The organism is Vibrio sp. Of7-15 (assembly GCF_022347565.1).
Classification (GTDB): domain Bacteria; phylum Pseudomonadota; class Gammaproteobacteria; order Enterobacterales; family Vibrionaceae; genus NORP241.
In genome coordinates, this window is sequence record NZ_JAKRGH010000023.1 from 30,182 (window position 1) to 42,464 (window position 12,283).

The window sequence follows — 12,283 nt, forward strand, 5'->3', positions numbered from 1 at the left end:
TGGATAGGCAAGTAGATTATCGCTTTGCACGTTCGTTAGTAAAACTAATATTATTTATATTACATTAGAGTTTCTAATGGCTGATGAAGTAAAGAGGAAGGAAGGTGAGAGGACTTGATTATCGCTGGTTAGCGGCACTGGATGCAGTGATTGATCAGCAAAGTTTTGAGCGGGCAGCGGAGCAGTTGTGTATTACGCAGTCGGCGGTATCACAGCGAATTAAACAGTTGGAAAAATTGCTTGCTCAGCCGTTATTGATTCGAGGACAGCCGCCTAAATTGACTGACACTGGGCAGAAGTTACTCATGTTATATCAAAAGGTACGTTTACTGGAGCAAGAAACGTTTCCTGAGTTTAGCTCTCAGCCACAAGATAAGCCGCTGCCTGTTTCTTTGGCTGTGAATGCTGATAGCTTGGCGACTTGGTTTTTGCCTGCCATTACCCCTCTGCTATTGGCGCGAAAAATAGAAATTAATTTACAAGTGGAAGATGAAACCCGCACGCTCATTAAGTTACGTAAAGGTGAGGTAGTAGGATCGTTAAGTACGCAAGCGACACCCATGACGGGATGCAACAGTGCCTACTTAGGTGATGTGGATTATATTTGTGTGGCAAGCCCTGAGTTTATGGCTAAGTACTTTTCGAAAGGGGTAGATAAAGCGTCATTACGTCGAGCGCCCGCAGTGGCGTTTGATCAGCATGATGCTATGCACCAACAATATGTTCATGAGCATTTTGGGCTAGAGCTAGGGGAGTGGTCTAAACACATTGTTCGATCGTCAGAAGCGTTTGTGTACTTAGCTAAAAAAGGTGTGGCTTACAGCTTGATTCCCAAAATCCAGATTGAATCGGAATTAGCGTCTGGTGAGTTAGTTGAAGTGTACCCAGGGAAGATGATCACCCGCAGTATGTACTGGCATCACTGGGCGCTAGAAAGTGAGACATTGTCTTCCCTCTCTGAGCAAGTCATTCAGTATGGTCGGCAAGTTTTACAAAAATAAAATAATTATGAACGATGTTTTAATTGTTGGGTCTTATACTCAGTATTTCTTCTTTTAATATAGGTAACCTGATGAAAAAACATCTTTTAGCATTATTAATTGGTTTTTCGAGTGTCACTGCAGCCAGCTCAGTAGTAGCGGCAGATGTTGATTTCCCACACCTTGAAACAGTTGGTATTGGTGAAGTGGTTGCAACACCAGACATGGCCGAATTTACGGTTCAAATTGTAGAAGAGCAGGAAACGGCACAACAGGCGAAACAAGCCGCTGATAAAGTTGTTGTGGCTTTTCATCAACGTTTAAAAGAAATGGGAGTGAGCCGTAATGATATTGAATCGGGTAATATTCAGCTGAACCCTCAATATTCTTATCCGAAAAACTCTAAGCCTAAGTTGGAAGGTTATCGTGCGACTCGAACTATTACCGTAAGAGTGTTTGAGCTAGAGAAATTAAATGAAATTCTTGATGGTGCGTTAGGTGATGGGATTAATCGTATTAATCAAATTTCGTTAAAAGTAAAAGATGAAGCTCGATACCAAGAAGCCGCTCGATTAGCTGCAATTAAAGATGCACAACAAAAAGCTAAATCACTGGCGGCAGGTTTTGGAGAGCATATTGATGGTGTATGGCAGATCCGATACCACAATGGCCCTTCACAGCCACCAGTACTGATGAGAGCAATGTTAATGGACAGTAGCATGGAATCTCAGGCGTCGTATCAAGACAGTGAAATTGTGATCCGAGATCAGGTGGATGTGGTATTCCGTTTAGAAGAATAAGTGAGTTTTTCTATTTAGTGTACTTCAAGTATAAAAGGCCACGAGATGTGGCCTTTTATACGTTTTAAGCTTGTTCGCTTTAGTGAAGAATACGGGCGCGAATAGTGCCCTCAATCGCTTTTAATTTTGTGAGTGCTTCTTCTGAACGTGAAGCTTCAACATCAATCACTACATAACCCATTTCAGGGCTAGTTTGTAGGTACTGGGCCGCAATGTTAATGCCTTCATCAGCAAAAATGCTGTTAATTTGGGTCAAGATACCAGGGCGGTTTTCATGAATATGCAGTAAGCGCGATGTGCCGCTGTGCTCTGGCAGCGATACTTCTGGGAAGTTAACAGAAGACAGCGTTGAGCCGTTATCAGAATATTTTGCAAGCTTGCCGGCTACTTCAACGCCAATGTTTTCCTGGGCTTCTTGAGTCGAACCACCCACGTGTGGCGTTAAGATTACATTATCAAATTGCTGTAATGGGGATTCAAAAGGGTCGGCATTGGTTTTTGGCTCGACAGGGAATACATCAATGGCTGCGCCGCCTAAGTGGCCTGATTCTAGTGATGCACACAGGGCTGGAATATCAACGACTGTACCGCGAGCTGCGTTAATGAAGATAGCACCTGGCTTCATGCGTGCGAATTCTTCTGCACCCATCATGTCTTTTGTTCCTGCTGTTTCAGGGACATGCAAAGAAATAACATCACACTTATTTAAAAGATCCGTCATGTTATGAACTTGGGTCGCATTACCTAGAGACAGTTTATTTTCAATGTCGTAGAAATAAACACGCATACCCAAGTTTTCAGCCAAAATACCTAATTGAGTACCAATGTGGCCATAACCGATAATACCAAGGCGTTTGCCACGTGCTTCGTAAGAGGAGTCAGCACTTTTTTTCCAGATCCCTCTATGAGCAAGTGCGTTCTTTTCAGGAATACCACGAAGTAACAGCAGCAGTTGACCCAACACCAGTTCAGCCACACTACGAGTGTTTGAGAATGGGGCATTAAAGACAGGGATACCACGTTTTGCTGCGGATGTTAGGTTAACCTGGTTAGTACCAATACAGAAGCAACCAACAGCAACCAATTTTTTAGCGGCAGAAAATACTTCTTCAGTTAATTGAGTACGGGAACGAATACCAATGAAATGGACGTCTTTAACGGCTTCAAGTAGTTCAGGATCCGATAAGGAGCCTTTGTGATATTCGATGTTGCTGTAACCAGCAGCTTGAAGAACTTCGACAGAAGATGGGTGTAATCCTTCAAGCAGAAGAATTTTAATTTTATCCTTTTCCAATGATACTTTGGCCATTGTGGTTCTCATCCTTAAAAACAATCATTAACGCAATGATTTTTGGGCAAAAAATAAAAGCCTGGAATGAACTTAAGCCACCCCTTGGCTGCATTCATGTGACTAAAGTATCAAAAAACGAACAGTTTTGGTAAGAATATTACGAAATAGCAAATAAAAAACGGTACTGAGTCGTACCGTTTGTCATTCTATTATGAAAAAGCAGATAGCTTATTCGTAAACTTTTGCGCCGTTAGCAGTACCTACGATCAGAGCATCAGCACCACGGTGAGCAAATAAACCCACAGTGACCACGCCTGGTAGGGCATTGATTTTGTCTTCTAGCTCTTTAGCATCCGTAATTTTTAGGCCGTGAACATCTAAAATAACGTTGCCATTATCAGTGATCACGCCTTCACGGTAAGCTGGATCTCCGCCAAGTTTTACTAACTCTCGGCCAATGTAAGAGCGTGCCATTGGGATCACTTCAACAGGCAGCGGGAATTGACCTAGTACGTCTACTTTTTTGGTATCATCAACAATACAGATGAACTTTTCAGAAATTGCGGCAACGATTTTTTCACGAGTTAGAGCGGCACCGCCACCTTTGATCATCTCATTGTTGCCATTGATCTCGTCTGCGCCATCAACATACACACTGAGAGAAGAGACTTCGTTGCAATCAAAAACTTCAATGCCTAGAGCTTCCAGTTTTTCTGTTGAAGCTACAGAGCTTGAAACAGCCCCTTTGATTTGCTCTTTCATGGTTGCGAGTGCATCGATGAAGTGATTCACAGTTGAGCCAGTACCAACACCCACAATGCTACCTGGTTTCACGTATTCTAGGGCTGCCCAACCAGCTGCTTTTTTCATTTCATCTTGAGTCATGCCGTTCTCCTAATGATGACGGTAATATATCGATTGAATATAAAGGGAATCGATTGCTAAATCGTGCCGCGATTATAGCTTACTCATTAGGATCTGTCTGACGAAAAATGTGACAAAGATAGCTTTGTTGAAAGTGCCATCACCACTGCCAATGTTTAGAAGGGGTTAGGATATCAGGTAGAGGGACATCCCAACTTTCACAAGGCAGAGATTCCACTTGTTGGCAGTCGTGAGCCAGCCCAAAAGGGCGGGGACCTTGTTGGTGCTGATGCCACTGGCTCAGTGTGCGATCGTAATAACCGCCTCCCATTCCTAGGCGTTGTCCTGTTGAATCAAAAGCAACTAAGGGAGTGGCAATCAAATCAAGCTTGGAAATAGGGATTAACGTTGTTACATCTAGTTTTGGCTCCGCGATACCATATTGATTGTCGTGCATGATGGTATTTGGCGTGTAGTGTAAAAACAGTAAGTGGCCCGCAGTAAATGGATGAATCACAGGTAAATAGACGTTTTTATTTTGTTGCCATAACCATTCAATAATGGGTTTCGTGTCAATTTCGCCGTCGGCGGATAGGTAAATCGCGATGTGTTGGGCATCTGCCAGTAGGTCAAATTGCTGGCATTGACGCAGCAGTCGTTTCGCGGATTGTTGTTGTTGAAGAGAAGATAATGAGCGGCGTTGCTCACGAATTTTTTTTCGAATGGTTGTTCGCATTGTTAGAGCCCCAGAGTGCCGTTGTGGGATCATAGCCCTTGAACCCTGCGGTTCAAGGCGGATCAGCAATGATTACCGTAGGCTTCTCAGTACAAGCCGAGCATGCTCAATAGTATTCAAGTACTAACCCTTAGATTTGCTTATCGGCTCAGGGACATAGATCCACTGACGCACACTCCAGGGTAAATTTTGCTACTGCTGTCCTTGCTGTATTAAGGCTTTTTCCAACGTATTGCTTAGTAGCTGCATACGTTGATTTACTTGAGAAAAATAGCCTTGTGCTTCCTTTTTTGCTGTCTGTAGATCATGACAAGCATTAAGCGCTGCGATGATGAGCAGCTGCTCAGTATTGGTTACTTTAGTGCGTTCAGAGAGCTGATGCAACCGTTGATCGAAGTCTTTCGCTGCCGCGATGAGAGCGTCTTCTTCTCCGGTTGGGCAGTTGACCTTAATCGTACGCCCTAAAATTTGGACTTGTACTGGTTGGTTACTCATTAGTTCAGAACTCGCTTTATTCAAACGCTACCTAAAAGCCATCCTTTTGGCTGGTCGCAAACTATAGGAAAACCCTTAAAAAGATTCAAGGCTTTATCGTGTTTATGTGCCTAAAGTGTCAGGAATGCAGCAATATGGTGAAAAGCTAACCAGAGTCGTTCACTTATTACAGGAATATGAAAACTTTGCCAGATTAGTTAGTTTGCTGACTATACCTGAAGTGATAGCATAACACATTCCCAATATTCGCTAACGTCAGAGAGTGAGCTCATCATGAGTGAAATAAACCTACCAGAATACATTGCTGTTGAATCAACATTACAGTCAGCAAGTTTATCGGTGAGTCCAGCCGAGTTACATGGCTTATTAGTTGGAATGTTAAGCGGTGGCTTAGCGTTTACTGATGAAAGCTGGAAACCATTACTGTTTGACTACACGAATGATGGCATGGGGTGGCCTGATAGTGCGCTACAAACGGCTGAGTCGATTTTTAAAAGCAGCGTACAAGAATTAACCGGAACGGATCTAGAACTGTCGTTACTTCTTTCTGATGAAGATGGCTCTTTGGTTGAGCGTGCAGACAGCTTGAGTGAGTGGATTAATCACTTTTTGTCAGGGCTTGGTCTAGCAGACATCAAGCTAAAAGAAGCGTCAGATGAGTTAAAAGAAGCACTGACTGATCTTGAGGAAATGGCCCGTCTTGGTATTGATGAAGACGATGACATGGAAGAGCAAGCGAACTTATTAGAACAAGTGATTGAGCATGTTCGAGTGTGTGTATTGACGATTCACGCAGAGTTGGGCCAGCGCCCACAAGAAGAAACAGAACCAACGATTCATTAATCAGATAGAGAAGTAGGCGGTATGAAGCATTATGATGTGGTGATTGCGGGGGGAGCAATGGCAGGCGCAACGCTAGCACTTGCCTTAGATACCTTAAGTCAATCGAATTTAACCATTGCAGTGGTTGAAGCGGTAGAGCCCCAATTTGGTGAGCACCCGGGTTACGATGCTCGAAGCATTGCGCTGTCATACGGTACTACTCAATTATTAGAATCGGTGAAGCTATGGGATAAATTAGCGCCTCTAGCCACTAAGATCCAAGATATTCATGTGTCTGATCGTGGTCACTTTGGTGTGACGGACATTACTTCCTCTCAGCAAGGGTTACCGAGTTTAGGTTATGTGGTGGAACTGGCGGATGTTGGCCAAACTTACCACCATGAAATGCAGCAACGAGAGTCGATCTCGTTGTTGTGTCCTGCCAAAGTCAGTGAGGTCTCTCGAACTCAACCCCAGTGTCAGGTGACGTTATCCGATGGCGAGCAAGTGACGACCTCTTTGCTGGTGGCTGCGGATGGTGGCATATCTCATTGTTGTCAGGCGGTGAGCATTGATCATCAAGTGCATGATTTTGAGCAAGTGGCGATCATAGCTAATGTCACCACAGAGCAGGCGCATAATGGAAAAGCCTTTGAGCGTTTTACAGAGCATGGCCCTATTGCGTTATTGCCCATGTCTAAAGGACGTAGCTCATTGGTGTGGTGCTTAAAGCCGAGTGATGCAGAACGAGTCATGGCACTGGAAGAGGCTGAATTTCTTGATGAGCTTCAAAGTGCGTTTGGGTGGCGGCTTGGTAAACTGATAAAAACAGGTTTACGGGCGAGTTATCCTTTGTTACTTCGTGAAGCGACGCAGATGGTTTCCCATCGTGTTGCTGTGGTAGGAAATGCCGCACAAACATTGCATCCAATTGCAGGACAAGGATTTAATTTAGGCTTACGAGATGTTATGGGGCTTGCGGAAGAAATTATGCTAGCACATCAGCAACAGCAAGATATTGGTGAATATAACGTGCTTAGCCGTTATCAACAAAGACGTTCACCTGATCGACAAGCAACCGTGACCATGACTGCGGGTTTGGTCCATGTGTTTGCTAATCAAACGTGGCCTTTAGCTCTAACACGCAATTTGGCTTTGATGGCGATGGATAATTGCCAACCTTTAAAATCACCGTTGACGTTACGAGCGATGGGACTAGTAGAAAGATAATTATGATGCAGAGTGTAGATATTGCCATCATCGGTGGTGGCATGGTTGGTTTAACATTGGCCGCTGCTTTGGCCGATACCGAATTACGAATTGCCGTGATTGAAGGTAAGTTACCGGAACCTGAACTTGCGCCATTACCAGACATTCGAGTGTCTGCTTTGAGTCGTGCCAGTGAGCGTATTTTACGTCGCGTTGGAGCATGGCAAGGGATTGAACAACGTCGTAGTGCACCGTATCACTCTATGCGTGTATGGGAACAAGACAGCTTTGCCAGCATTGATTTTGATGCCGCGAAGCTAGCTCAAAGGGATCTAGGACATATTGTTGAAAACCGTGTGATTCAATTGGCCTTATTGGATCAAATACGTCAGCAAGAGAATGCCATTTTATTAGCGCCAGAGCGTTGCAGCAATGTGGTGTTTGGTGAGAGTGAAGCGTGGCTGTCGTTGGAATCTGGTAAGGCAATTACGGCTAAATTGGTTGTTGGGGCTGATGGAGCCAACTCTTGGCTGCGAAATCACTTAGATATTCCTCTTACCCATCGTGATTATGGCCATAGTGCCCTAGTCGCTAACATTAGAACGGCGGATGAGCATAAGCAAACTGCTCGCCAGATTTTCCGCCCTGAAGGCCCTCTTGCTTTTCTGCCTTTATCAGAGCCTGATTTGTGCTCGATTGTATGGTCCATTGATCCTGTTAAAGCGGATGAGCTGGTGGCAATGCCAGAGGTGGAATTTAATAAAGCAGTGACAGCAGCCTTTGATAATCAGTTAGGGTTATGCAAAGTTGAAGGTGAAAGGCAAGCCTTCCCACTTAAAATGCGCTATGCCCAAGACTTTGTTCGAGAGCGTGTGGCTTTGGTTGGCGATGCAGCACATACCATACATCCACTTGCGGGGCAGGGAGTGAATTTAGGTTTACTTGATGCCGCCTCTTTGGCTCAAGAGGTAAAGCAATTATGGCTAGAAAATCAAGATATTGGCTTAAAGCGCAATCTACGTTCTTATGAGCGCTGGCGTAAAGCTGAGGCTGCTAAAATGATCGCCGCCATGCAAGGTTTTAAGGATCTTTTTGCAGGTCAAAATCCGGCCAAAAAACTGTTCCGCGATATCGGTATGACCATGGCAAATCACTTGCCAGGTGTGAAAGATGAATTTATGCGTAAAGCGCTTGGCTTAACAGGGCACCTTCCTGAGTTGGCTAAAGCGAAGAAGTAGCTTCCCCAGAGCAGGGTTTTATTACGCTGCTCTTTCCTTCCTTTTATTATTTTCTCTTCTTTTTCTTTGCTGCTTTTATAGTCTGCACTAAGCTTGATTTAGTTAAAATTATTGGATAAATAACGCTTATTTTCTTGGCGAATTTGTTCTGATGTTTTACGTTGAAAATGACGGCAGCAGTCATATTACTGCGCCAGTGCAATTTAATGTGGTGAGTCTAGGAATAAGGAAAGTTGAATGAGTCAGGTCCCTTCTGAATTACAATATACCAACTCCCATGAATGGGTTCGCCCTGAGGGAGATGGAGTCTACGTAGTCGGTATTTCCGATCATGCTCAATCTTTATTAGGCGATATGGTGTTCATTGATGTCCCTGAAGCAGGGATGAGTATTAACGCTGGTGATGACTGTGCGGTCGCTGAGTCGGTAAAAGCGGCCTCTGATATTTATAGCCCATTAACAGGAGAAATCATTGAGGTGAATGAAGATCTTGAAGGGGCACCAGAGCTCGTTAACAGTGATCCTTACGGGGATGGCTGGTTATTTAAAGTAAAAGCTGAAGATGAAGATGAAGTTAACGATCTGCTCAGTGCTGAAGCGTATGAAGAATTGATCGAAGATGAAGAGTAAATGTGTCTCTTTCTTTCCTAATTAAAAAAGAATCAGCCCTTATCACAAGGGCTGATTTAGTCTTAGTAAGCGTGTTTTAATTTTCTTATTTCTTGGTTTACTTCTTTCACGGTTACAAAATGTTTTTTTTGTGCTTGCTCTGGAATAATCAATTTCCCGTGATCAAATTCGTAACTTCCCCTGCCATTGATGTAAATTCTTCCTTTGAATAATCGGCTAATGTGCTTGGCAATCATGCTCGGCGCATAGCTTTTAAATAGGCGCATTACAGACTTCTCTCTACGATTGAATAAAATCGCAGAGATTATAAATGACAATCTATGACATTAATGTGACGAGGGCAGAATTAAATTCATGATTAGCATTGATTGATAGTTGTGTTATTTGCATTTAATTCTCAGCTCAGAATTAAATGCTGAATTTTGTAATTTGCGAGCCATTTGGTCACTAATTATAGATTATTATCTGGTTGTACCATTGATGAATAAAAAATTACTCACCGAGTACGAAGCCAGTTTACACGATCAGTGATGGTATGAGTAATGAGATCAATGAGCCACAATAAGGTGGGGTGCTGATTATCTCGCTGTCGCCATAACAAATTGATGTTGAAGTCAGGGATATCAATCGGGGCTCTTGTTTGAGTTAAGTTGTCATTGAACGTATCGAGTTTAGCCATTAGTTCAGACACGACACAGAGCAAGTTTCGATTATTTAATAGCTGGCGGACAGTCAGAAAATGGCGAGATCCAACGGCAACCTGTCGGCTTAAATTCTGCTGATGTAAGTAACTATCCACATTGCTTTGTAGCTGACCCGAAGGGGTGACGAGTGCATGGGGGACTTTCAGGTATTCTGCCAGAGTAATGGTATCACCTAAATGTGTTGCTGATTTATCGTATAAACAAACGTGTTTTTCTGTATATAAAAATCGTTTTTTAATAGACGGATCGTTGGGCTCCATGGCGCCAATAATTAGGTTTACTTGGCCATTGTCGAAACTGTGGTTGAAGTTTTGTTTATCGATGTTGTGAAAGCTAAGACTCGCTTTAGGGGCGATTTTATGCAGAGCGTCATAGAGTGCAGGAGCAAAAATGAGTTCTGCATAATCGGTTAAGCCGATATTGAATTGTTCTGTGCAGGTAGCCGGATCAAAGGGAGCGGGCTGTAAGATGTCTTTTTCAATGGTATTGAGCAGATTTTTGATGATAGGGTCTAGCTCTATTGCTCGCTTCGAAGGGCACATCTCATGGCCTTTACGTTCAAAGAGAGGATCCCCCATTAACTTTCTTAACCTCGCTAGGTTATGGCTCATGGCTGATTGCCCTAATGACAATCGTTCTGCGGCTTTAGTGACACTTCGGGCATCCATGAGCGCAGAAAAGGTAACCAATAAATTAAGGTCGATACCTCGCCAGTTAATGTTTTTCATCTGTTTGCTACGTAAATAGAGTTTGGTAGGCAGTATATGAAAAGCGGAAAAGTAAGTAAAAAAATGCCCGAACGAGCGGGCGAATAGTCACAGATGCATTACATGAGAAAATTGTTCGGAGTTAAACAATTTCGATGATCTAAATTGGTGATAAACAACTTAGATGTAAATAAGTTATATCAAAAAATAAATATTTGCTATTTATTCATCTTTTTTGATTAATAATTCACATATTAACTGTGCTATTTGAGACTGTGCTCTACATAACGATGTAATATGATGTAAGTACGGTCAGTGAATATTGGTCGGTTAACGGCAAATGGCATAAAAGCTTGGCTGACATAGTTGAATAAGATCGGCAAAGCGAAGCTCTAGGCCTGCCATGTTACTACCACTGCTTATGTTGACCCATTCCTGTTGTTGCAATTGTGGATCCATGATGATGGGGATCGGGGCTTTCAAAGCGATTGGTGCTACTGTGCCTAATGCAAAACCCGTGACTTCTTGTACGCTTTCGGCATCGACACAGGTCATTCGCCGACATTGTAAAAATGCCCGTACTTTTTTAGGGTCAACTTGTTGATCGCCAGGCACACAGGCCAAAGCGTATAAGCCGCCCATGTCTCTTAGTAATATAGATTTGACCATTTGGCCGGGTAAAACACCCCGTTGTTTTGCGGCATCTTCGATGGTTTTTGCGGGTGTTTGGTGGCAAAGCAGGCGGTAGTCCACCTGCCTGCTACGCAAAAACTCAATAATCGACGTTGAAAAATTATTCATTATCGTCTAGCGAGTATGGTAGTGGCTGTTTTTGCCACAGTAGTGCCTCGTGATTAGCTAAACGAAGTTGTGTATCGTCATCTAAATCATTGGGCAGCACGACTAAACCAATGGCGGTGTTATCACTAAATTGGTAACCAGCAATGAAGGTTCCGCCCTTACGCCAGTTTTCACCTACACTGCGCTCTAGAGCATCGCCAGCTTTAGGTGCTTGTTCTGATTGACCAGAAACAATGTACATCGCACGTTTATTTATGCCTCGGTACTTTGCTCTTGCGACAGTCTCTTGACCAGTGTAGCAGCCTTTGGTGAAACTAATTCCACCTACTGCTTGTACGTTGATAGCCTGAGGGATGAATTCATTAATGGTTGCAGATTCAATACGTGGCAGTGCGGCACGAATATCGTAAAGATCCCACAGGGTGTCTGTGCTGAAAATGGCGTCACTTTCATTGGCAGTGATCAGCTCTTCGGCTTTGGCTGAGTTTAAAGCCAGTAACCATTGCTCGTCTGCAACTTTTACAGCGGTACCACCAGAGATCGTGCGAACATTACCAGATTCATTGCTTAAGTTATTAATGAACTGCTCTGCATCTGAACCGGTCACGCCCAGCAAGATATCGTCAGCAAGGGTGAAGTCAACTTTAGAGAATACCGAGTACTTTTTGATTTCCGCCAGTTTAGTGTCAACGGCTTCACGTCGCTGAAAAAGTGCGTATCCATCGTTGTGATGGAATAGGCGAAAAGCAGACCATACCTTTCCTTTGGCATCACAGTGAGCACCCATGGTGGAATCTGTGTTGTTCAATGACACCACATCACAGGTTACTTGGCCATGCAGGTAAGATTTCTTATCATCGCCAATGACTGAGATAAGCGACCAATTGGTCAGATGGCTGATTGCCAGTGATGGCAGAGCTTCTTGGCTAGTTAGTGCCAAAGGAGAGAATTGATTTGTCCACGCAGTCATTAAGAGTGCCTATAAATGAAAAGATTGATAGGGCTA

14 protein-coding genes and 1 other RNA gene are annotated in these 12,283 nt (G+C 43.5%); 6 read left to right on the forward strand and 9 right to left on the reverse strand.

The window, feature by feature from the left end:
- The first annotated feature begins 104 nt into the window (after window positions 1-104).
- Window positions 105-1,001, forward strand: coding sequence for a LysR family transcriptional regulator ArgP (locus MHO82_RS19450; protein WP_239186591.1), 897 nt, complete (start codon window positions 105-107; stop codon window positions 999-1,001).
- 71 nt (window positions 1,002-1,072) lie between these two features.
- Window positions 1,073-1,780, forward strand: a complete 708-nt coding sequence (locus MHO82_RS19455; protein WP_239186593.1) for an oxidative stress defense protein — start codon at window positions 1,073-1,075, stop codon at window positions 1,778-1,780.
- Window positions 1,781-1,859: 79 nt separating this feature from the next.
- Here the strand turns inward: MHO82_RS19455 and serA are convergent, their stop codons facing one another.
- From serA to zapA, 5 genes are all read right to left on the reverse strand, one after another.
- A complete protein-coding gene (gene serA / locus MHO82_RS19460) occupies window positions 1,860-3,089 on the reverse strand; it encodes a phosphoglycerate dehydrogenase (protein WP_239186595.1) in 1,230 nt (409 codons plus the stop codon).
- 210 nt (window positions 3,090-3,299) lie between these two features.
- Complete coding sequence (gene rpiA / locus MHO82_RS19465; protein WP_239186597.1) at window positions 3,300-3,956, reverse strand: ribose-5-phosphate isomerase RpiA; 657 nt, start codon at window positions 3,954-3,956, stop codon at window positions 3,300-3,302.
- Window positions 3,957-4,095: 139 nt separating this feature from the next.
- Complete coding sequence (locus MHO82_RS19470; RefSeq protein ID WP_239186599.1) at window positions 4,096-4,671, reverse strand: 5-formyltetrahydrofolate cyclo-ligase; 576 nt, start codon at window positions 4,669-4,671, stop codon at window positions 4,096-4,098.
- A gap of 3 nt (window positions 4,672-4,674) precedes the next feature.
- A non-coding RNA gene (gene ssrS, locus MHO82_RS19475) (6S RNA) lies at window positions 4,675-4,858 on the reverse strand.
- 5 nt (window positions 4,859-4,863) lie between these two features.
- Window positions 4,864-5,166, reverse strand: coding sequence for a cell division protein ZapA (gene zapA / locus MHO82_RS19480; protein WP_239186683.1), 303 nt, complete (start codon window positions 5,164-5,166; stop codon window positions 4,864-4,866).
- A 273-nt stretch (window positions 5,167-5,439) separates the two neighbouring features.
- On the opposite strand from zapA, the gene MHO82_RS19485 reads away from it, so the two are divergent.
- From MHO82_RS19485 to gcvH, 4 genes are all read left to right on the forward strand, one after another.
- Window positions 5,440-6,009, forward strand: a complete 570-nt coding sequence (locus MHO82_RS19485) for a YecA family protein (protein ID WP_239186601.1) — start codon at window positions 5,440-5,442, stop codon at window positions 6,007-6,009.
- A 21-nt stretch (window positions 6,010-6,030) separates the two neighbouring features.
- Window positions 6,031-7,218, forward strand: coding sequence for a 2-octaprenyl-6-methoxyphenyl hydroxylase (gene ubiH / locus MHO82_RS19490; protein ID WP_239186603.1), 1,188 nt, complete (start codon window positions 6,031-6,033; stop codon window positions 7,216-7,218).
- Between the two features lie 2 nt (window positions 7,219-7,220).
- Window positions 7,221-8,435, forward strand: a complete 1,215-nt coding sequence (locus tag MHO82_RS19495) for an FAD-dependent 2-octaprenylphenol hydroxylase (RefSeq protein ID WP_239186605.1) — start codon at window positions 7,221-7,223, stop codon at window positions 8,433-8,435.
- A 237-nt stretch (window positions 8,436-8,672) separates the two neighbouring features.
- Window positions 8,673-9,065: a glycine cleavage system protein GcvH gene (gcvH, locus tag MHO82_RS19500; protein ID WP_239186607.1), complete on the forward strand. Its 393-nt coding sequence runs from the start codon at window positions 8,673-8,675 to the stop codon at window positions 9,063-9,065.
- 62 nt (window positions 9,066-9,127) lie between these two features.
- Here the strand turns inward: gcvH and MHO82_RS19505 are convergent, their stop codons facing one another.
- The 4 genes from MHO82_RS19505 to ygfZ all read right to left on the reverse strand — a co-directional run bounded on the left by MHO82_RS19505 (window position 9,128) and on the right by ygfZ (window position 12,247).
- Complete coding sequence (locus MHO82_RS19505; RefSeq protein ID WP_239186609.1) at window positions 9,128-9,331, reverse strand: DUF1107 domain-containing protein; 204 nt, start codon at window positions 9,329-9,331, stop codon at window positions 9,128-9,130.
- 230 nt (window positions 9,332-9,561) lie between these two features.
- Window positions 9,562-10,497 (reverse strand): LysR family transcriptional regulator, encoded by a 936-nt coding sequence (locus MHO82_RS19510; protein ID WP_239186611.1) that lies wholly within the window; start codon window positions 10,495-10,497, stop codon window positions 9,562-9,564.
- 309 nt (window positions 10,498-10,806) lie between these two features.
- On the reverse strand, window positions 10,807-11,277 hold the full coding sequence (locus MHO82_RS19515; protein ID WP_239186613.1) for a YbaK/EbsC family protein: 471 nt from the start codon (window positions 11,275-11,277) through the stop codon (window positions 10,807-10,809).
- Entirely contained in the window at window positions 11,270-12,247 is a 978-nt protein-coding gene (ygfZ, locus tag MHO82_RS19520; RefSeq protein WP_239186615.1) for a tRNA-modifying protein YgfZ, read from the reverse strand. Before ygfZ ends, MHO82_RS19515 begins: the two co-directional genes overlap by 8 nt.
- Between the last annotated feature and the right edge of the window lie 36 nt (window positions 12,248-12,283).

Excerpts from the sequence above, each read along its gene's own strand:
- MHO82_RS19455 (WP_239186593.1), top strand. The coding sequence starts at position 1,073 with ATGAAAAAACATCTTTTAGCATTATTAATTGGTTTTTCGAGTGTCACT.
- serA (WP_239186595.1), bottom strand. The coding sequence starts at position 3,089 with ATGGCCAAAGTATCATTGGAAAAGGATAAAATTAAAATTCTTCTGCTT.
- rpiA (WP_239186597.1), bottom strand. The coding sequence starts at position 3,956 with ATGACTCAAGATGAAATGAAAAAAGCAGCTGGTTGGGCAGCCCTAGAA.
- MHO82_RS19470 (WP_239186599.1), bottom strand. The coding sequence starts at position 4,671 with ATGCGAACAACCATTCGAAAAAAAATTCGTGAGCAACGCCGCTCATTA.
- zapA (WP_239186683.1), bottom strand. The coding sequence starts at position 5,166 with ATGAGTAACCAACCAGTACAAGTCCAAATTTTAGGGCGTACGATTAAG.
- MHO82_RS19485 (WP_239186601.1), top strand. The coding sequence starts at position 5,440 with ATGAGTGAAATAAACCTACCAGAATACATTGCTGTTGAATCAACATTA.
- ubiH (WP_239186603.1), top strand. The coding sequence starts at position 6,031 with ATGAAGCATTATGATGTGGTGATTGCGGGGGGAGCAATGGCAGGCGCA.
- MHO82_RS19495 (WP_239186605.1), top strand. The coding sequence starts at position 7,221 with ATGATGCAGAGTGTAGATATTGCCATCATCGGTGGTGGCATGGTTGGT.
- gcvH (WP_239186607.1), top strand. The coding sequence starts at position 8,673 with ATGAGTCAGGTCCCTTCTGAATTACAATATACCAACTCCCATGAATGG.
- MHO82_RS19505 (WP_239186609.1), bottom strand. The coding sequence starts at position 9,331 with ATGCGCCTATTTAAAAGCTATGCGCCGAGCATGATTGCCAAGCACATT.
- MHO82_RS19510 (WP_239186611.1), bottom strand. The coding sequence starts at position 10,497 with ATGAAAAACATTAACTGGCGAGGTATCGACCTTAATTTATTGGTTACC.
- MHO82_RS19515 (WP_239186613.1), bottom strand. The coding sequence starts at position 11,277 with ATGAATAATTTTTCAACGTCGATTATTGAGTTTTTGCGTAGCAGGCAG.
- ygfZ (WP_239186615.1), bottom strand. The coding sequence starts at position 12,247 with ATGACTGCGTGGACAAATCAATTCTCTCCTTTGGCACTAACTAGCCAA.